Consider the following 18,780-nt stretch of genomic DNA (forward strand, 5'->3'; position numbering starts at 1 on the left):
GCGTCGCGGGACTCTTACCTCCCCTTGCAAAGGGGAGGTCGCTTTGCTCGTGAGAGCAAAGCGGGTGGGGATCTGCTCTCTCGGCTTGCAGCATCGCCTGCGGCTGACCCCCATCCCGACCTTCCCCCTTTCAGGGGGAAGGAGAAGGCGTAGCCCGGATGGAGCTCCGCGTAATCCGGGGCGGTCGTGCAACGGGCGAGGGCATTCCCGGATTTCGCTGCGCTGCATCCGGGCTACGGGGATGACTTCATCTCGCCGGTCGTGAGCAGCACGAACGAACGCCCCACTGCCCTGTACGTGCCGTCGAACGCAAACTGCGCGCCTGCCGGCTGTTCCGGCGCGTTGGTATCCAGCAGCAACGACCAGCGCGGTCCGGCTGACGTCCGCGGCAGCTTGAAGTCCACCTCGCCCTCAAAGCTGTTGAGGATAACGAGCACCGTGTCGTCCTCGCCCTCGCGCGCGATCGCGGTCTTGCGGGCGCGGCCGTCGAGCACGACGCCAAAGCATTTGATCCAGCCGGTGCTCCAGTCGGCCTGCGTCATCTCCACGCCTGTCGTGCTGATCCAGACCACGTCGCGGATCTCGAGTTGGGGATCGCGATCGCCGGAGAGGAAGCGGCTGCGGCGCAGGATCGGGTAGTCGCGCCGCAGCTTGATCATCCGCTTGGTGAAGGCGAGCAGCTTCCCGCCGTCGTCGGAAAAATTCCAGTCGAACCACGAGATGTCGTTGTCCTGGCAGTACGCATTGTTGTTGCCGCGCTGGGTGCGGCCGAACTCGTCGCCGCCGAGCAGCATCGGCGTGCCCTGCGAGGCCAGCAGCGTCGCCAGCATGTTGCGCTTCTGCCGTTCGCGCAAAGTGCGGATATCCGGATTGGCGGTCGGGCCCTCGGCGCCGCAATTCCAGGAGTGGTTGTCCGACGAGCCGTCATTGTTGTGCTCGCCGTTGGCCTCATTGTGCTTGTTGTTGTAGCTCGCCCAGTCGTTCAGCGTGAACCCGTCATGGGCGGTGATGAAGTTGACGCTGGCCCAGGTGCGGCGGCCCTCGCGGTTGAACACGTCGTGCGAGCCGAGCAGCCGCGGTGCCAGGCTGCCTGGCGCCGCCTCGCCGCGCCAGAAATCGCGCACAACGTTGCGGTATTTGTCGTTCCACTCCGCCCAGCCCGCCGGGAAGCCGCCGACCTGGTAGCCGCCGGGGCCGCAATCCCAGGGTTCGGCGATCAGCTTGACGGTCGCGAGCAGCGGGTCCTGGTTCATCGCCTTGAGGAAGCCGGACTGCTCGTCGAAGCCGTAGACCTCACGTGCCAGGATGGTGCCGAGATCGAAGCGGAAGCCGTCGACATGCATGTGGCCGGCCCAGTAGCGCAGGCTGTCCATCACCATCTGGATCACCCGCGGATGCGACAGGTTCACCGTGTTGCCGGTGCCGGTGTCGTTGATGTAGTAGCGCCGCTTGTCCGGCAGCAGGCGGTAATAGCTCGCATTGTCGATGCCCTTGAACGATAGCGTCGGGCCGCGCTCATTGCCTTCGGCGGTGTGGTTGTAGACGACGTCGAGAATGACTTCGAGGCCGGCGCCATGCAGCCGCGACACCATCTCCTTGAATTCGCGCAGGCTGTTCGGCACGTCGGCGGCGTAGCGCGGATCCGGCGCGAAGAAGCCGATGGTGTTGTAGCCCCAGTAATTGGTCAGGTGCTTGTCGAGCAGGTTGCTGTCGTTGATGAAGGAATGCACCGGCAGCAGCTCGACCGAGGTGATGCCGAGCGCCTTGAGATGGTCGATCGCAGCGTTCGAGCCGAAGCCGGCATAGGTGCCGCGCAAATGTTCGTCGATGCCCGGGTGCTGTTTGGTAAACCCCTTGACGTGGGTCTCGTAGACCACGGTCTCGTCCCAATGCACGTCCTGCCGCTGCGCCTCCTGGACCCAGTCGAAATTGGGATCGACCACCACGCATTTCGGCATGAACGGCGCGCTGTCGCGCTCGTCGAAGGTGAGGTCGTTGCCGCTCTCCATCTTGTAGCCGAACACCGCCGGATTCCAGGTCAGGCTGCCGGCATGGGCGCAGGCGTAGGGATCGAGCAGCAGCTTGTTCGGGTTGAAGCGGTGGCCGCCGTCCGGCTGGTAGGGACCGTAAACGCGATAGCCGTAGAACGTCCCCGGCTGCACGCCATTGATGAAGCCGTGAAACACCTGGTCGGTGTATTCGGGCAGCTCGAAGCGATGCGTCTCGCGCTCGCCGTCGAACAGGCACACCTCGACCTTGGTGGCGTTGGCGGAAAACACCGCGAAATTGGTGCCGTGGCCGCTCCAGTGGGCGCCCAGCGGATAGGGCAGCCCCTCCTCAATGACGTAATCGGACATCGGTCCCCCAAGGCCCCTGACAGGCCGTCAGATCAATCTGCAACAAACGCCGCCGCGCGGGAAACGTTGCATGGGCTAGTTTAGCGGCAGTTACGCTTGGTTCGTATGACGCGGGCGGAACGAGATGCAAGGCTCGGCAAGAGATGTCGCGAGAATGCGGTCGTATGACTCTCTGCCACAATCTCGATGTCGTCCCGGGCAAGCGCAGCGCGACCCGGGACCCATAACCACGAAAGCAAATTGGCTTGCAAAGCTGGAGCCACAGCGTGCTTCGACAACGCAACCCTGTGGTTATGGGTCCCGGCCCCGTGGGCAATTGCGCACTAGGCCGGGACGACAGCGGAGGGCTTGTTGAGTGCAATGCTAAATCAGCCGCATGCCCTTGAAGCTGGTATGCCCGTTCTTGCCGACGATGATGTGATCGTGCACGGCGATCCCGAGCGGCTTTGCGATGTCGACGATGGCTTTCGTCATCTGGATGTCGGCCTGCGACGGCGTCGGGTCGCCGGACGGATGGTTGTGCACCAGGATCAGCGCGGTGGCGGACAATTCCAGCGCGCGCTTGATCACCTCACGCGGATAGACCGGGGTGTGATCGACGGTGCCGGTCTGCTGCACCTCGTCGGCGATCAGCTGGTTGCGCTTGTCGAGGAACAGGAGGCGGAACTGCTCCTTGTCGGCGAACGCCATGCCGGTGCGGCAATAGTCGATGACGTCGTTCCAGGACGACAGCGCGATGTTGCGCCTGATCTCGCCCTTGGCGATCCGGCCGGCGGCGGCGGCGAGCAGCTTGATCTGGTTGATCGAGGCATCCTTGACGCCCTCGACCTCGCGCAGCCGCGCCACCGGCGCATGCACCACCTCGGCGAACGAGCCGAACTTCTTCAGCAGCGCCTTGGCCAACGGCTTGGTGTCGCGGCGCGGGATCGCGGCGAACAGCGCCATTTCCAATAGCTCGTAGTCGGTCAGCGCGCCGGGCCCGGCCGCATAGAAGCGCTCGCGCAGCCGTTCGCGATGGCCGTGATAATGCGGCGTCTCGTCGGCTTCGTCGTCGCTGGTATCGGGCTTGGTGGGCATCGGCCACAACCATGCCGTGCCGGCCGCATTTTGCAAGGGGCGATCCTGAAGGGCCGATGCCGCTCCGGTTTGCCACAATGCGACCGGCGAATTACCGTCGGCCGCAACGGTTCGAGAGCAAAGAGGGGGAGGGTCGCGTGACATCATTCAAGGTGATCCGCTCGCGCGCCGAGAAGCGCAAGGGCGGGCCGAAGGCGCTGGAGAAGCTGCTGCGGCCGCCGGCGGGCGCCAAGGCGCTGGCCAAGCTCGGTGACGACCGCGTGCTGGCCGAGATGACCAGGCGCGTGTTCTGCGCGGGCTTTGCCTGGAGCGTGATCGACGCCAAATGGCCGGGCTTCGAGGAGGCGTTCCTCGGCTTCCAGCCCGCCAAGCTCGCCTTCAAGCCCGACGAATTCTGGGAGAAGCTCGTCAGCGACGCCAGGATCGTGCGCAACGGCGCCAAGATCATGTCGGTGCGCGACAACGGCCGCTTCGTGCAGGAGATCGCGCGCGAGCACGGCAGCTTCGGCAAATTCCTTAGCGCCTGGCCGTCATCGGATGAGGTCGGACTGCTGGAGCTATTGGCCAAGCGCGGCAGCCGGCTCGGCGGCAACACCGGACAGATGCTGCTGCGCTTCCTCGGCTGGGACGGCTTCGTCACCTCGCGCGACGTCGTCGCCTGCCTGCGCGATGCCGGCCTCGATATCGCCGAGGAGGTCAAGTCGAAGCGCGATCTCGCCAAGGTGCAGGCGCAGTTCAACGCCTGGGCGGAGGAGACCGGACTGTCCTATCTGCATCTGTCGCGGATCTGCGCGATGTCGATCGGAGAGAACCACACGCCCGAGGAGATCATCGAGCGCACGCGCAGCGATTATTGACGAGGACGGTTACAGCTGAACCCGATTAGACCTGAACCCACGGCTTCTCGCCATGGCGTTCGGACAGCGTGAAGATCTCGACGCCGTCCGCGGTGACGCCGACCGAGTGCTCGAACTGCGCCGACAGCGAACGGTCGCGGGTCACCGCGGTCCAGCCGTCGGACAGGATCTTCACATGCGGCTTGCCGAGATTGATCATCGGCTCGATGGTGAAGAACATGCCGGGCTTCAAGGGCGCGCCTTCGCCGGGGCGGCCGATATGGATGATGTTCGGCTCGTCGTGGAACAGGCGGCCGAGGCCGTGGCCGCAGAAGTCGCGCACCACGCTCATGCCCTGCGGTTCGACAAAGCTCTGGATCGCATGGCCGATATCGCCGGTGGTGGCGCCGGGCTTCACCGCGGCGATGCCGCGCATCATCGCCTCATAGGTCACCTCGATCAGCCGCTCGGCCTTCCGCGCGATGGCGCCGATCGCATACATGCGGCTGGAGTCGCCGTACCAGCCGTCGACGATGAAGGTGACGTCGACATTGACGATGTCGCCTTCCTTCAGCGGCCGGTCGCCCGGCATGCCGTGGCAGACCACGTGATTGATCGAGGTGCAGGTCGAGTAGCGATAGCCGCGATACATCAGCGTCGCCGGATAGGCGCCGTGGTCGAAGGCGAACTTGCGGACGAACTCGTCGATGACGGAGGTCGGGATACCCGGCTTGACGATGTCGGTGAGCGCATCGAGGCATTTCGACACCAGGGCGCCCGCCTTGCGCATGCCGGCAAAGCCGCTCGGTCCGTGCAGCTTGATCTGACCGGTCTTGCGAAGCGAGGTGTCGGTGGCGTCGATATAGCTCATGGGCGGGCTGTTTCTGCGGGCAAGGGGCTGATTTCAGGCCCTAATTTAATGATCGGCGCGCCCGGCGCAAGCCAAGGTTGGGCATGGGGACATGTCCAAACGGCTTGATTTTCAGGCCATATCCGGAACAGCGGCCACCGCTGCGGCGAAAAGACCGCGCTCAAGCGCTAATTGGAGACCTCGACCACGCTCTCGACCGGCAGCGCGCCGCCGCGGATGCGGAGTTCCCGCACCGGGTAGGGCACCCGGATGCCCTCCTGCTTGAAGGCGTCCCACAGCGACAGCATGACGTCGCTCTTCACATTGTCCATGCCGTCGGGGTCGGCGATCCAGAAGGTCAGGGAGAATTTCATCCCGGCCTCGGCGAATTCGGTCAGGATGCAGTTCGGCGTCCGGCCCTTGGTGGCGCGCGGATGGGCCGCCGCGGTCGTGATCGCGAGCTTGCAGACCTGCCGCGGATTGGCGTCGTAATTGGTGGAGAAGGCGATCTTCACCAGCGTGTTCTTGTCGGTATAGGTCCAGTTGGTGACCTTCTGCGTCACCAGGTCCTCGTTCGGGATCAGGAACTCGCGGCCGTCGCCGGCGGCGACCGAGATGTAGCGGGTCTTCATCGCGCTGATCCGACCCGAATTGTCGCCGATCGTGACGAGGTCGCCGGGCTTGACCGATTTGTCGACCAACAGGATCAGGCCGCTGATGAAATTGGCGACGATCTTCTGCAGGCCGAGACCGATGCCGACGCCGGCCGCGCCGGTGAACACCGCGAGCGCGGAGAGGTTGATGCCGACCGCGCCGAGCGCGATCACGATCGCCGTCACCATCAATCCGATGCGGATGATCTTGACCAGCAGCACCTGGATCGACGGCGTCAGATCGGTGGCGCGGTTGATCCGGCTCTCGGCGAAATTGCCGGCGAGGTTGGTCAGCCACAGCGCCACGATCAGGAGCGCGCCGGCCTTGATCAGCAGCAGCGGCGAAAGGCGGAGGCCGCCGACCACGACCGCATATGCATCTAGCGTGTCGGCCGCCCAATCGAGCTGGCCGATGATGCTGAGGGCGGCGACCACCCAGGCCGCGATCGAGACTGTTTTCACGATGAAGGCGTTGTCGATCACCGAGGTGACGAGGCGGATCACCAGCCAGGCCAGCGCCAGCTTGGCGGAGACCGCGATCAGATAGCTGCGGCTCGGCCAGGTCGCGTGCCACATCACGATGCGGGAGATGATCATCAGGACCGCGAACACGGCGGTGGAAGCGCTCTTCACCATCACGCGGGCGAAGTGCCGGAGCGGCAGCGGCCAGCGCATCGCCAGCGACGACATGTCGACCCGCGCATGAATGGCGGTATCGGCGGCGTAGGCGAGGCCCGCGGCGGCGAGGATGATGCCGAATTGCAGATAGAACCAGGGCGAGGCGACCTCGGCGCCGACCGAGCGCGCCGCCATTTGGATCGATTCGAGGACGTCCTTCCAGTTCATGTCCATCGGCAAAATCTCAACTCGAAGCGCGGGTCAGCCAAATGTGATTCGAATGCGCAGGCAGAATCTCACAAAGGCGCGCACGCGACCATCGATACAACACAGTGTCGGGGCGACCTAGGGATGATGAGACCGGGCACATTGCCGCTTATGTCAGAAATCGGTTGGCGTCCCAGTGTGGCGACGATAAGGATGCAATTGCAAGTATTTGAGACCTCCGAAGGCGCATGGCATCCCTCGACTCCGTCAGTATAGCGATCCTGCTCGGTGCGGTGCTGGTGATGGCCGGCATCCTGTCGAGCCTGCTGGCCTTGCGGTTCGGCGCTCCCTTGCTGCTGGTGTTCTTGCTGGTCGGCATGCTGGCGGGCGATTCCGGCCCCGGCCGGCTGCAGTTCGACGACGTCCGCACCACCTATCTGGTCGGCTCGGTGGCGCTGGCGCTGATCCTGTTCGACGGCGGATTGAAGACGCGGTTTGCCAGCATCCGCACCGTGCTGGTGCCCTCGATGGTGCTGGCGACCGCCGGCGTGCTGTTGACCGCGCTGATCACAGCGCCGGTCGCCCGTTTCGTGCTCGACCTCAACTGGACCGAGTCATTGCTGGTCGGCGCCGTCGTGGCCTCGACCGACGCGGCTGCCGTGTTCCTGCTGGTGCACACCCAGGGTCTGCGGCTACGCCCACGCGTCGGCGCGACGCTGGAGGCGGAATCCGGCACCAACGATCCGTTCGCGATCTTCCTCACCTTGATGCTGGTCGAGTTCATCTCGATCGGCCAGAGCTCGGCCTCGCACATCGCGCTGGAGTTCATCCAGGAGGCGGTGTTCGGCGCCATCATCGGGGTGATCGGCGGCCGGCTGGTGGTGATCGCGCTGAACTATGTAGCGCTGCCGCAGGGCCTGCATGCGCCGTTCGTCACCACGGCGGCACTGGTGATCTTCGGCGGCTCGCAGATCGTGCATGCCTCGGGATTTCTCGCGGTGTATCTCGCCGGTATCATCATCGGCAACCGGCCGACCCGCGCGCATAATTCGGTGGTGACGTTCCTCGACGCCGCGACCTGGCTGGCGCAGATCGTGATGTTCGTGCTGCTCGGCCTCCTGGTCTCGCCGCATCGCCTGCTCTCCAGCGCCGGCGGCGCGGTACTGGTGGCGTTCGCGCTGATGCTGGTGGCGCGGCCGCTGGCGGTGCTGATCTGCCTCGCACCGTTCAAGTTCAACTGGCGGGAGAAGGTCTTCATCGCCTGGACCGGCCTGCGCGGCGCGGTCGCGATCTTCCTCGCCTCGATCCCGATGCTGGTCGGCCTGTCGAAGGCCTATCTCTATTTCGACGTCGCCTTCGTCGTCGTCATCATCTCGCTGCTGTTGCAGGGCTGGACACTGGCGCCGGCGGCGCGGCGGCTGCACGTCGCGCTGCCGCGCGCCGAACGCGGCCCGCGCCGCGTCGAGCTCGATTTGCCCGGCCAGCTCGAGCAGCAGCTGGTCGGCTATCCGGTGCGGCCGAAGAGCCTGTATTTCCGCCGCGGGCTGATCCCGTCCTGGTCGAAGCCGACGCTGGTGATCCGCGACGAGCGGATCCTGACGCCGACCGAGGCCGATCCGGTCGCGCCTGGCGACTACATCTACCTGCTGGCGCCGCCGGAGCGCGCCGAGGCGCTCGACCGCTTCTTCGTCGACATGGCGCCGTCGAGCGCGCCCGATCCGCATCTGCTCGGCGACTTCATGGTGTCGGCCGAGCATACGCTCGGCGAGCTCGCCGAGATCTACGGCGTCAAGGTCGACGAGCACCAGGCCAAGCTGACGCTCGCCGACTATTTCGACGTCAATCTCGACCGCGCGCCGAAGGAAGGGGCCGAACTGGCGCTCGACGAGATCGTGCTGGTGGCGCGCAGCATCAGCGGTGGCCGCGTTAACGTCGTCGGCCTGCGCCTGCCGGAGGAAGAGGAGAAGGTCGCGCCGCAAACGCGGATGCAGATCGTCAAGCGCAAGCTCGCCGATATCTGGGCGTCGGTGGCGGGGGTCTGAGCCGCGCCGTTACGTCTTGCGCAGGAAGTTCGAATCCGGCGCGAACTTCTTGATCATGTCGGACAGCCCGTCGTCGGCCGGCGGACCGGACGAGCCCTTGGACGCCGCGTCCGGCTTGGTCTCGCCCTTGATTCTCTGGCCGGAAATCTCGGCCAGCGCCGCGAGCAGCGTCTCGTCGAGATTGTCGGCCGCTGTCTTCGCAGGTGGTGTCGTCGTGGCGGGCGCAGCGGGAGCCGGCGGAGGTGGCGTCGGTGGGGTGGGCGCGACCGCGCGGATTTCGGCCTCGCGCCTCGCCGGCGACGCTGATTCCGGTGCCGGCTCGGACGCATCCTTGGATCCATCCTTGGACGCATCCTTGGGGGCGTCCGCCCGCCGGGCGGCGGCCTCGCTGACGGCGGCGATCAACGATGCTTCGAGAGCGGCGGGCGTGTCGGCCGGCATGGGCGGCGGTGTAGCTGGCATCGGCGGCGGTGTGACCGGTACCGGCGGCGAAGCGGCGGGCTTCGCGTCCCGGGTTGCGCGACCGAACAGCGGTTCCCGCGGGATCGCCGCCTGCGGCCGGCTGTCGGTGGCCTTGCCCGGCTCTTTGCCAGGCTCCTTGGCAGGCTTGAAGAGACCCGCGCGTTCGGCGGCCATCTTGGCGGAAGCCTCCTCGACCGTGGCGAGCAGGGACGCTTCGAGAGCGTTTGCGCGATTGCTTGGCGAAGCCGCCGGCTTGGCGGAAGGGATGATCACCTGCTTTGGCTGCGGCGGGGGCGGCAGCGGAGGCGGCCGAGATGCTTCGACTGGTGCGGGCGGCGGCGGGATCGGCTGACCATCCCCGGCGCGCGCGATGATGCCGTCGACAATCGCCGCCAGGCGGCCCTTGTCGGGTGCGGCCAGATAGCTCGCCGCCAGCTCGTCGACATATTGCGGGCCGTAATCGGCGAGCACATTGGCGATCTGGGCGAGGTCGGGATCGCTGTCGACAAGCCGGCGCCAGGCCTCCCGGTCGTAAGTCTCCCGGTCGTAAGCCGCGTCCCCCTTCTTGTCGGGCCAGGCCACCCGGCGCGGCTGACGCTGCCCGGTATCCTGGCCTGCGATCGGGTCGAGGGTCGGCGGCTGCAGCCCGTCGCTGAGGCGAGGCGGGGTAAATCCCGAGGCGCCGGCCGGCACGGCAGCATCGGCCGGACGCCGGCGCCGCTCGTCGACCTGCAGCGCGATCAGGCCGACGCCCATCAGCAGGAAGCCGAGCGCGGCCCACGAAATCGTGGCGCACAGCAGCCCGCCGATCAGCAGCAACACCCAGCCAGTCAGTCGCACAAATTCACCCTTCCCCATCCCCGATCGGACGTCCCCGACGCGGGCCTAGCAGACAAGATAGGCTATCTTATGCCGACTTTCGGAAAAACGGCCAGCTACCCGCCCGCCGTCAGCACCTTGACACCGCCGAACGCGGTCACCTGGCCGCGGCGCAGCATCACGATCTGGGTGGCGAGCTGGCGCAGCTCGGCCGCGTCGTGGCTGACATAGACCATCGGGACGCCGGCCTCGTCGCGCAGCCGGACCAGATAGGGCAGGATCTCGAGCTTGCGGCTTTCGTCGAGCGCCCCCAGCGGCTCGTCGAGCAGCAGCAGCCGCGGCTTGGACAGCAGCGCCCGGCCGAGCGCGACGCGCTGGCGCTCGCCGCCGGAGAGCTTTCCGGGACGGCGGTCGAGCAGGGCGCCGATGTCGAGCAGGTCGACGACGCGCCGGTGTTGGGCGGGATCTTCGGTGAGGCCGTTCATGCGGCGGCCGTAGTCGAGGTTCTGGCGGACATCGAGATGCGGAAACAGCCGCGCGTCCTGGAACACGTAACCGATGCGGCGGCGCCAGCTCGGGACGTGGATGCCGGTCGCGGTATCGTCGACGGTCTCGCCGTCGATCACGATGGTGCCGCGGTCGGGACGCAACAGTCCCGCGATGGTGTTGATCAGCGAGGTCTTGCCGGAGCCGGACGCGCCGAACAGGCCGGTGACGCGGCCCTCGCTGCTGAACGAGGCCGCAAGCGAGAACTCGCCGAGCTGCTTGGTGATGTCGACGCGCAGCATGGCTAAAGCGCGATGAGATTGAGTTGAATCGTCATCGCGCTTTAGCTCCTTGTTTGAGCATGACCTCTTCGGAAAACCGCTTCACACTTTTCCGGATCATGCTCTATTGCCCATGCAGGCGCGCGGTGGCGCGACGCGCGAACACTTCAGCCGCGACCAGTGCGCCGACCGCGAGCACGATCGAGATGATCACGAGCCGCGCGGCGGCGGGGTCGCCATCCGGCGTCTGGATCAGCGAATAGATCGCCGACGAAATGGTCTGGGTCTCGCCGGGAATGTTCGAGACGAAGGTGATGGTCGCGCCGAACTCGCCGATCGCCTTGGCAAAACCGAGTACCATGCCGGCCAGCACGCCGGGCAGCGCCAGCGGCAGCGTCACGGTTGCGAACACCCGCCAGGGCGCGGCGCCGAGTGTCTCGGCCGCCTGCTCGAGCCGGCGGTCGACCGCTTCGATCGAGAGACGGATCGGGCGCACCAGGAGCGGAAACGACATCACGCCGCAGGCGAGCGCCGCGCCGGTCCAGCGGAATGCGAACACGATGCCGAGATGGTCGGCCAGCCAGCCGCCGACCAGGCCGCGCTTGCCGAAGGTCAACAGCAGCAAATAGCCGGTGACGACGGGCGGCAGCACCAGCGGCAGATGCACGGCGGCATCGAGCAGCGACTTGCCCCAGAAATCGCGCCGCGCCAGCAGCCAGGCGAGCGCTACCCCGAACGGGGTCGCCACCAGTGTTGCGATAACGGCGACCCGCAGCGACAGCAGGATCGCCGTCCATTCGGTCGGCGAGATCTCGAACACGTGCTTAGGTCGTCGGGCTGATCAGGAACTTGAAGCCGTATTTCTCGAGGATCGTCTTCGCCGCGGACGAGCGCAGGAAGGCAAGGTACTCGGCGGTCTCCGGCTTCGCGGTCGTGGTCGCCGCGACCGGATAGATGATGGCCGGATGGGTGTCGGCCGGGAAGGTGCCGACGATCTTGACGCCCGGCTCGACCTTGGCGTCGGTCGAATAGACGATGCCGAGCACGGCTTCGCCGCGCGCCACCAGCGTCAGCGCCGCGCGCACGCTCTCGGCCATCGCGAATTTCGGCTCCGCCGCCTGCCAGGCGCCGAGCTTCTCCAGCGCGGCCTTGGCGTATTTGCCGACCGGCACCGCCTTGACGTCGCCGGTCGCGATCCTGCCGTCGCCGGCGAGCTTGGCGAGATCGAAGCCCGGGCCGATGTTGACGTTGTCGATCTTGGAATCCTTCGGCGCGATCAGCACGATCGAGTTGCCGAGCAGGTTCACCCGCGTCTGCTCATTGATGTTCTTCTGCTTGATCGCATAGTCCATCCAGTCGGTGTCGGCGGAGACGAACACGTCGGCCGGCGCGCCCTGCTCGATCTGTTTTGCCAATGCCGAACTCGCGGCATAGCTGGCGGTGATCTTGACGCCGGTCTTGGCGGTATAGGCCGCGTCGATATCGTCGAGCGCGTTCTTCATCGAGGCGGCGGCAAAGACGGTGAGCGTCTTGTCCTCCGCTCTCGCGGGCGAATGCAGCGCGCCGAGCAGGATGACGAAGGCGGTGAAAAGTCCGGCAGGTCGTGAAATTGAAAGTCGTGACATGGAAAGCGCTCCGTGCGGGTTCACGCGCGAACGGGCGCGCAAATCAGGCGTTGAGTGAGGTCTGGCCTGCGACGGACGGAAGCGCTGTTCCGCTGGTCCCCGACGGACTTACGGTCCTCAGGGATATCGCACTGCAAACATAGCAGGCTGGGGCTTACGGTAAAGGCGACCGTTTGTCTAACCGTTCGTCCTATTCATCCGCCGGCTGGATCGCGATCGACAGCGAGTTCTCTTTTGAGCCGCTGACTTGCAGCACGAAGGGGCTGGCGGCGAGGTCATATTTCACGGTCTTGCGGATACCGTCGCAATCGGTCGCGCCGCTGAACGCCTTGGGCTTCAGGAGATGCCCGTCCTGCACCAGGTCGACCCAGGCCCCGGCCGACAGGCTGACGGTATAGAGCCCGGCCTTCGGCGCGGCCTTGAAGCTGGTGAAGCCGGCGAAGGTGCCCTCCTTCGGCGCGCGCTCCGGCGGAGCCGGCAATTTGGCGTCGCCGGGGGCCACCAGCGCCAGCGTGATCGCGGTCGCCGGCAGCGCCGTCTGCTCGCTCCCTGATACGACCTTGGCGCGATCGGACGCGGTCAGCGCGGCGCGCGCACGGTCGATCGACCATTTGAACTTGTCACAGCCGCTCGGCTCCTCCGCCGCGACAGCGGAAGTCGAGACGAGCACGAGCGATGCGGCGAGGAGCGATTTGCGCATGTCTGGTCCATTCATGATGACGGATAAACAGATCAGCCGCCCCGATCCATCGCCCGAACGCGCTTACGGCGCGACGGCACGAGATCATATCGCAGTTCGAGCCGGCCGGCATAGCCGCCTGACGAAGATGTTATTGCCCTGGCAGCTGCTGTTTGGCGTCGGGGGCGTTCAGCACCGTCCTGCAGTCAGCCGGCATCTGCGCCAGCGTCATCGGCGGGCGGGGTTTCGGCGGCTTCGGCGGAGGCTTCGGATGCAGCACCGAATCCTTGAACCAGAAGGCGAGATCGGACGGCTTGCAGCCTTCGCCCTCCGCCTGCGCCTTCTGGCTCTCGCAGGTCGGGCTGCCGGACGGACATCGCATGCGAATGTGGAAGTGGTAGTCGTGGCCCCACCACGGCCGTATCTTCGACAGCCAGCCGCGATCGCCCGTGGCCTCGCGGCACAGCGCCTTCTTGATCGCGGGATTGACGAAGATGCGCTGCACCGCCGGCTCCCGCGCCGCGTCGCGGATAACGAGTACGTGGCCCGGCGTGAAGACGCGCGGATCGATGTCGAGCCGGTCGTCGCGCACCATCATCACCGCCGACATCTCCTCGCGGTCCTCGCGCGACAATTTGCGATCGGGCATCGGCGTCAACCAGATGTCGGCGTCGAGTCCGATCTGGTGGCTGGCATGACCGGAGAGCGCGGGGCCGCCGCGCGGCTGGCCGATATCGCCGACCAGGATGCCCGGCCAGCCGGCGTCCTTGTGCGCGTTGGCCGCAAGCCGCTTCAGCAGCGCGATCATGTTGGGGTGACCCCAGTAGCGGTTGCGCGACAGGCGCATCACCTGCCAGGTCTCGCCGTTGAGCGGCATCTGCGCGGCGCCGGCGAGACAACCCTTGGTGTAGCCGCCGATCGACCGGGTCGGCAACGCCGCCGGCAGCACCTTGCGCGCGAACAGCTGCTTCGCCCCGATCTTTGGATCGTTGGGGTTGGCGAGCGGCGGCAGCGGCTGTGGATTGAGCGAGCCCCTGTCCTGCGCCCGCGCGGAGATGGTGCAGGCGACGACGGCTAAGATCAGGAGTGGGAACAGACGCAGGCGGGGTGTCATTCGGATCACTCTGTCGGCGCAAGGCTAGCATGGATTCGGAGCAGGCGGACCGCGCTTTCATCCCATTCGCTTGATCGCCCACAGGGTGGATTAAGATTACCCGCGGCTTCCAGGCTCCGATGTGAGCCACGCCACTTTACAAGCGCACGTTGTGGGCGACATCATGTCCGCAATAATTTCAGGGTAGGCGTTATTGTGACAAGCGTATCGTGCGTACGGCTGGCGTTTGCCGCCACGATTGCCGCGCCGATTTTGGCGCTCTCGCCGGCGCGGGCCGACGTCGTCGTTCACATCGATAAATCGTCGCAGCGCATGGCGGTCAGCGTCGACGGCGCGAGACGCTACAACTGGCCGGTGTCGACCGGCCGCCGCGGCTATGGCACGCCGAGTGGAGTCTTTCGTCCGCAGATGCTGGCGCGCCGCTGGTACTCGAAGAAGTACTATAACTCGCCGATGCCGCACTCGATCTTCTTCCACCGCGGCTTTGCCATCCATGGAACATACGAACTCACGCGCCTTGGCGGGCCGGCCTCGCATGGCTGCGTGCGCCTGCATCCCTCGCACGCCGCAATGCTCTATGGGCTGGTCGAGCGCAACGGCCGCGGCGGCACGCGGATTGAGATCACCAACTAAGGTATGATCCGGCAAAAATGCGAAGGCTGAGGCGCACCGCGGATTAACCGCACGATAACCCTGCCGCACGCTGACAAACATTGGTGCGCTTGAAGCGTCTTCGGCGCATTCATTGTGCAATCGCGCGCCGGTTTACGCTTCCTTCACCAAGCGCCGGCGCTTCCATGCTGCGAATCTGTGCCGTGCGCCGCTGGCCCACCGGAAACGAACTCGCGCCCGGCGTGAATTCGCCTGCAAAGCAGGCATGCAAGGGCTTCTCAGGCAGCGCAGCTACTCGCCAAGAGATACCAATTTTTCAGAGACTTATCGCAGATATATCGCCGAACTGGAATGCGCGTGGGGCGTGCGATACCGATGATGCGGCCGAAGAAAAACACCAAGAAACCGAACCAGGCCAAACTGTCCCGTCCTCGGGGCCGTCGTCCCACACCGATGCCGAAAGTGTCGGGCAGATCGCGCCGCCCCGCGGTCGAGATCGGCGAACTGGTGCGCCAGCGCGCGCAGGCCGAGGCCGCGATCGCCGAGGCGCGCAAATCCAACGCGCGGCTGCGTGAGGCGATCGACATCCTGCCGCAGGGCATCGTGTTCCTGGATCCGGAAGGCCGCTACACACTCTGGAACAAGAAATACTCGGAAATCTACAAGCGCAGCTCCGACCTGTTCGAGCACGGCGCGCGCCTCGAAGACACCATCCGCATCGGTGTCGCGCGCGGCGACTATCCTGAGGCTGCCGGCCGCGAGGAAGAGTGGATCGCCGAACGGCTCAGGAAGATGTACCAGCCCGGCGAGCGGCACGAGCAGGTGCTGGCCGACGGCCGCGTGGTGTTGATCGAGGAGCGGCTGACCGCAGATGGCGGCATCGTCGGCCTGCGCGTCGACATCACTGAACTGAAGCAGCGCGAGGCGTCGTTCCGCCTGCTGTTCGACGGCAATCCGGTGCCGATGATCCTGTGCGCGCTCGACGGCGAGCGGATCCTCGCGGTCAACGACGCCGCGATCGCGCATTACGGCTATGTCCGCGCCGAATTCGAGCGGATGACGATCAGGAGCCTGCAGGCGTTCGATGCCGAGCTGCCTTGGGCGGCAGGCCGCAGCAGCGACGAGCAGGCGGCGCGGACCTGGAAGCATGTACGCGCCGACGGTACGCTGATCGACCTTGCGATCTATTCGCGCCAGCTGATGCATGGCGACCAGCCGGCGATGCTGCTCGCGCTGATGGACATCACGGAACGCAAGCGCGCCGAGGCGCGGCTCGCCTTTATGGCCCAGCACGACAGCCTGACCGGCCTGCCCAACCGCAATCTGCTGCGCCAGCAGATGGACGAGATGCTGCAGCACACCCGCCGCTCGACCGACAAGGTTGCGGTGCTGATGCTGGGTCTCGACAATTTCAAGGCGGTCAATGAGACGCTCGGTCACGCCATCGGCGACAAGCTGCTGCGCGCGGTCGCCAAGCGCCTGCGCTCGACGTTGCGCGAGGAAGACGCGCTGGCCCGTCTCAACTCCGATGAGTTCACCATCGTGCAGGGCGGCGTGATGCGGCCCGAGGACGCGGTGCTGCTGGCGCGGCGGATTTTGGACGCGATCGGCGAGCCCTATCTGCTCGAGGGGCATTCGGTGGTGATCGGCGCCAGCATCGGGATCGCGATGTCGCCCGGTGACGGCGAGGATTCCGAAAAGCTCCTGAAGAGCGCCGACATGGCCTTGTCGCGCGCCAAGAGCGAATTCCGCGGCACCTTCTCCTTCTTCGAGGCGGAGATGGACGCGCGTGCCCAGAGCCGCCGCAAGATCGAGATCGACCTGCGCGATGCGATCCAGAACGAAGGCCTGCGGCCCTATTACCAGCCGCTGGTCGATCTTGCGACCGGGCGCATCACCGGCTTCGAGGCGCTGGTGCGCTGGCCGCATCCGGAGCGCGGCATGATCTCGCCGGGCGAGTTCATCCCGGTGGCCGAGGAGACCGGGCTGATCAATCCGCTGGGCGCGCTGATGCTGCATCGCGCCTGCATGGACGCGGCGCAATGGCCGGATGACGTGCGTGTTGCGGTCAACCTGTCGCCGCTGCAATTCCGTACCGGCAACCTGCTGGCGCTGGTCACCGACGCGCTGCGGCAATCCGGCCTGCCGGCGCGGCGGCTCGAGCTCGAGATCACCGAGACGCTGCTGCTCGAGAAGAGCAGCCAGGTGCTGGCGACGCTGCATGCGCTCCGCGCGCTCGGGGTGCGGATGTCGATGGACGATTTCGGCACCGGCTATTCGAGCCTCAGCTATCTGCGCAGCTTTCCGTTCGACAAGATCAAGATCGACCAGTCGTTCGTGCGCGACCTCGGCGCGAACCCGGACGCGCAGGCGATCGTGCGTTCGATCGTCAGTCTCGGCATCGGGCTCGGCGTCACCATCACCGCCGAGGGCGTCGAGACCGAGGCGGAGTTGAGCCGCCTGCGCGCCGAGGGTTGCCACGAGGGCCAGGGCTTTCTGTTCAGCCGCGCCCGGCCGAACGCCGAGGTCATCAGACTCTTGAAGGCGCAGCGCGTCGCGACCGCGCTGGTGGCGTAGTGGAGCCTAGAGGCAGAGATGTTACCTCGATCGAGCGTCGGGCTCCCCTTACCTCGCCCCGCGTGCGGGGAGAGGTCGGAACGCATCGTTAGATGCGTTCCGGGTGAGGGGGATTCTCCGCGAACGCAGCTATTACCGAATGTGCGGAGACGGCCCCTCACCCCAACCCTCTCCCCGTAAGAACGGGGAGAGGGAGCGCACCGCCGTCGCCTTCACGCCCTACGATTCTTTCTTGTTGAGATGATAAGTCAGCGCCAGCGCCACGCAGTGGCGCAGCGCGGGCTCCGGCAGCTTGCCCGCGACATCGAGCAGGATGGCGCGGTTGCCGCTGTAGCTGAGCTCGGGATAGAGCTCGCGGAAGGTCTCGACCAGATTGGTCTGGCAGTGGAAGTAGACCGCGACCTGGTCGGCAGCCGGCTTCACCTGATCGATCCGGACCGTGCTGCCGCTGCCGGTCTCCGGCGTGAGGTAGCTCGGCTGGCCCCACTTCAATGTCTCTTCCAGCGCGCCGACGCCTTTGGTTGCCTTCGCGGTCTCGAAGATCAGCCGCCGCAGCGCCAGCAGCTTGGCTTTGACCGGGGCAGGGTACGCGTCGAACAGCGCAGCTGCCGGTTTGGTGTGCGGCCGTCGCGCCGCCTTGCTGGTCGATGTTGCCGGCTTGCGCATAATGGGCTCCGTGAGGAGGACGTACCTAGATCTATCTACCACAGCGCCTTGAAGGTCATATAGACCGCCATCAGCGAGACGAAGACGATCATCGCGCTGCGTAACCGCGCGCGGTCGATGCGGTTGGCGGCGCGGGCGCCGAGATCGGTGCCGGCCAGCAGGCCGACGATCACGCCCGCCAGCACCGGCCAGGACGCCAGCGAGCCCTCGCTCCAATAGATCCAGGCCGAGGGGATCGTGGTCGGGATCAGCGACATCACGAGGCTCGCCATCTGCGCCTGATGCTGCGGCACCCCGAGCACGGCGCTTAAGCCCACTACGGTCGCCAGTCCGCCGCCGATGCCGAGAAAGCCCGACGACAGGCCCGCCAGCAGCCCGACAATGAGCAGCGCCGGCCAGGATATTTCGCGCGCGGTGCCCTTGTCGTCGTGCTTCGCCTGGTCACGTCCGCCGCGCAGGATCAGCATCGCGTCGAGCACGACGAGATATGCCACGTAGGTCCAGCGCAGCGCGGACTCAACGACATGGTTGGCGGCGAGTGCGCCGGCCGCGCCGCCGGCGACGAAGCCGACTGTCAAGAGCGCGATCCAGCGCAACGGTGTGCGGTTGCCGCTCTGCCAATAGCGCCGGATCCCGGTGAGGCTGGTCGGCGGCACCTGCGCGACCAGCGAGATGCCTTGCGCGACGTGCTGCCCGGCGCCGAGCAGCAGCACCGAGAACACGACCAGTCCGCCGCCGGGGCTGACGCCGAGCAGCCCGGCGGTCAGACCGCCGGCGAGGCCCGTGCCGATGCCGGCGAGGAGGTCGTGGACGATCACC

16 protein-coding genes are annotated in these 18,780 nt (G+C 66.1%); 4 read left to right on the top strand and 12 right to left on the bottom strand.

All coding sequences use genetic code 11. The features are described from left to right. Nucleotides 1–233: 233 nt before the first annotated feature. Both glgX and radC read right to left on the bottom strand, forming a co-directional pair. Nucleotides 234–2,357, bottom strand: a complete 2,124-nt coding sequence (glgX, locus tag J2R78_RS19865; protein ID WP_253606326.1) for a glycogen debranching protein GlgX — start codon at nucleotides 2,355–2,357, stop codon at nucleotides 234–236. A 363-nt stretch (nucleotides 2,358–2,720) separates the two neighbouring features. Continuing rightward, complete coding sequence (gene radC / locus J2R78_RS19870; protein ID WP_253606328.1) at nucleotides 2,721–3,434, bottom strand: DNA repair protein RadC; 714 nt, start codon at nucleotides 3,432–3,434, stop codon at nucleotides 2,721–2,723. A 137-nt stretch (nucleotides 3,435–3,571) separates the two neighbouring features. On the opposite strand from radC, the gene J2R78_RS19875 reads away from it, so the two are divergent. Then, nucleotides 3,572–4,291, top strand: a complete 720-nt coding sequence (locus J2R78_RS19875) for a DNA-3-methyladenine glycosylase I (protein WP_168858339.1) — start codon at nucleotides 3,572–3,574, stop codon at nucleotides 4,289–4,291. 25 nt (nucleotides 4,292–4,316) lie between these two features. On the opposite strand, the gene map is transcribed toward J2R78_RS19875, so the two are convergent. Together map and J2R78_RS19885 are read right to left on the bottom strand one after the other, a co-directional pair. Continuing rightward, complete coding sequence (gene map / locus J2R78_RS19880) at nucleotides 4,317–5,141, bottom strand: type I methionyl aminopeptidase (protein ID WP_028340441.1); 825 nt, start codon at nucleotides 5,139–5,141, stop codon at nucleotides 4,317–4,319. A gap of 167 nt (nucleotides 5,142–5,308) precedes the next feature. Then, a complete protein-coding gene (locus J2R78_RS19885) occupies nucleotides 5,309–6,625 on the bottom strand; it encodes a mechanosensitive ion channel family protein (RefSeq protein WP_057019519.1) in 1,317 nt (438 codons plus the stop codon). Between the two features lie 221 nt (nucleotides 6,626–6,846). Here J2R78_RS19885 and J2R78_RS19890 point away from each other — a divergent pair, with 221 nt between their 5' ends. Next, a complete protein-coding gene (locus J2R78_RS19890) occupies nucleotides 6,847–8,640 on the top strand; it encodes a potassium/proton antiporter (protein WP_057019518.1) in 1,794 nt (597 codons plus the stop codon). Between the two features lie 9 nt (nucleotides 8,641–8,649). Here the strand turns inward: J2R78_RS19890 and J2R78_RS19895 are convergent, their stop codons facing one another. From J2R78_RS19895 to mepA, 6 genes are all read right to left on the bottom strand, one after another. Beyond that, nucleotides 8,650–9,924: a hypothetical protein gene (locus J2R78_RS19895; protein WP_253606330.1), complete on the bottom strand. Its 1,275-nt coding sequence runs from the start codon at nucleotides 9,922–9,924 to the stop codon at nucleotides 8,650–8,652. Nucleotides 9,925–10,037: 113 nt separating this feature from the next. Then, the gene (modC, locus tag J2R78_RS19900) at nucleotides 10,038–10,709 is read right to left on the bottom strand and encodes a molybdenum ABC transporter ATP-binding protein (RefSeq protein ID WP_253606332.1); all 672 of its coding nucleotides are present in this window, start codon (nucleotides 10,707–10,709) and stop codon (nucleotides 10,038–10,040) included. Nucleotides 10,710–10,812: 103 nt separating this feature from the next. Continuing rightward, complete coding sequence (gene modB / locus J2R78_RS19905; RefSeq protein WP_057019516.1) at nucleotides 10,813–11,508, bottom strand: molybdate ABC transporter permease subunit; 696 nt, start codon at nucleotides 11,506–11,508, stop codon at nucleotides 10,813–10,815. Nucleotides 11,509–11,512: 4 nt separating this feature from the next. Further along, nucleotides 11,513–12,313, bottom strand: a complete 801-nt coding sequence (modA, locus tag J2R78_RS19910) for a molybdate ABC transporter substrate-binding protein (RefSeq protein ID WP_253606334.1) — start codon at nucleotides 12,311–12,313, stop codon at nucleotides 11,513–11,515. A 190-nt stretch (nucleotides 12,314–12,503) separates the two neighbouring features. After that, complete coding sequence (locus J2R78_RS19915; RefSeq protein ID WP_253606336.1) at nucleotides 12,504–13,013, bottom strand: hypothetical protein; 510 nt, start codon at nucleotides 13,011–13,013, stop codon at nucleotides 12,504–12,506. Nucleotides 13,014–13,143: 130 nt separating this feature from the next. Next, nucleotides 13,144–14,106: a penicillin-insensitive murein endopeptidase gene (gene mepA / locus J2R78_RS19920; RefSeq protein WP_253606338.1), complete on the bottom strand. Its 963-nt coding sequence runs from the start codon at nucleotides 14,104–14,106 to the stop codon at nucleotides 13,144–13,146. A 195-nt stretch (nucleotides 14,107–14,301) separates the two neighbouring features. On the opposite strand from mepA, the gene J2R78_RS19925 reads away from it, so the two are divergent. Continuing rightward, on the top strand, nucleotides 14,302–14,739 hold the full coding sequence (locus tag J2R78_RS19925) for a L,D-transpeptidase (protein WP_253606340.1): 438 nt from the start codon (nucleotides 14,302–14,304) through the stop codon (nucleotides 14,737–14,739). Between the two features lie 357 nt (nucleotides 14,740–15,096). Continuing rightward, nucleotides 15,097–17,295: a putative bifunctional diguanylate cyclase/phosphodiesterase gene (locus tag J2R78_RS19930; protein WP_375167046.1), complete on the top strand. Its 2,199-nt coding sequence runs from the start codon at nucleotides 15,097–15,099 to the stop codon at nucleotides 17,293–17,295. 219 nt (nucleotides 17,296–17,514) lie between these two features. Here the strand turns inward: J2R78_RS19930 and J2R78_RS19935 are convergent, their stop codons facing one another. Further along, nucleotides 17,515–17,961 carry a DUF1801 domain-containing protein gene (locus J2R78_RS19935; RefSeq protein ID WP_253606344.1) on the bottom strand — a complete coding sequence of 149 codons (447 nt, stop codon included), beginning with the start codon at nucleotides 17,959–17,961 and terminating at the stop codon, nucleotides 17,515–17,517. Between the two features lie 35 nt (nucleotides 17,962–17,996). Then, nucleotides 17,997–18,779 carry a TSUP family transporter gene (locus J2R78_RS19940; RefSeq protein WP_253606346.1) on the bottom strand — a complete coding sequence of 261 codons (783 nt, stop codon included), beginning with the start codon at nucleotides 18,777–18,779 and terminating at the stop codon, nucleotides 17,997–17,999. Nucleotide 18,780 lies beyond the last annotated feature (1 nt).

This window comes from Bradyrhizobium sp. USDA 4538 (assembly GCF_024171045.1).
Taxonomy (GTDB): domain Bacteria; phylum Pseudomonadota; class Alphaproteobacteria; order Rhizobiales; family Xanthobacteraceae; genus Bradyrhizobium; species Bradyrhizobium australafricanum.